This is a genomic window from Larkinella sp. C7, assembly GCF_006149005.1.
In the GTDB taxonomy this organism is placed as follows: domain Bacteria; phylum Bacteroidota; class Bacteroidia; order Cytophagales; family Spirosomataceae; genus Larkinella.
This window is the reverse complement of record NZ_VBSL01000156.1, coordinates 1-457: the sequence shown is the minus strand read 5'-3', so window position 1 is coordinate 457 and position 457 is coordinate 1. Positions and strand designations below refer to the sequence as shown.

The window sequence follows — 457 nt, the reverse complement described above, 5'->3', positions numbered from 1 at the left end:
TCAAAGAAAGTCACACTTGGCAATCGTACACTTATGAGTTGAAACAAGAGGCTGTAGAAGCCTATCTTGACGGCAAAGGGGCTCTGACTGAAGTCTGTCGAATGTATGATATTTCCGATCCCTATGTTCTCAGAAGCTGGATAAAACGCTATACTAGTGGTAAAGAACCAAAAGCTACCAGTAAAGGATATAGTCGTATGAAACAAGGACGTAAGACAACGTTTGAGGAACGTGTCGAGATTGTCAACTACACCATCGCTCATGAGAAAGACTACCAAGCAGCCATAGAGAAGTTTGGCGTCTCCTACCAACAAGTCTATTCTTGGGGTAGAAAGTTTGAAAAACACGGCTCGCAAGGGCTGATAGACCGTAGAGGAAAAGGGCTAGAAAGCAAGCCTAATCTCACCGAAGCCGAACAGCTCCAGCTCAAAATCAAGCAGCTAGAGGACCGCAATCG

General features: G+C 45.1%; 1 protein-coding gene. It reads left to right on the top strand.

The window, feature by feature from the left end; genetic code table 11:
- Window positions 1-457, top strand: a 457-nt coding sequence (locus FH871_RS34880) for a helix-turn-helix domain-containing protein (RefSeq protein WP_138995346.1), incomplete at both ends; no start/stop codon positions are given.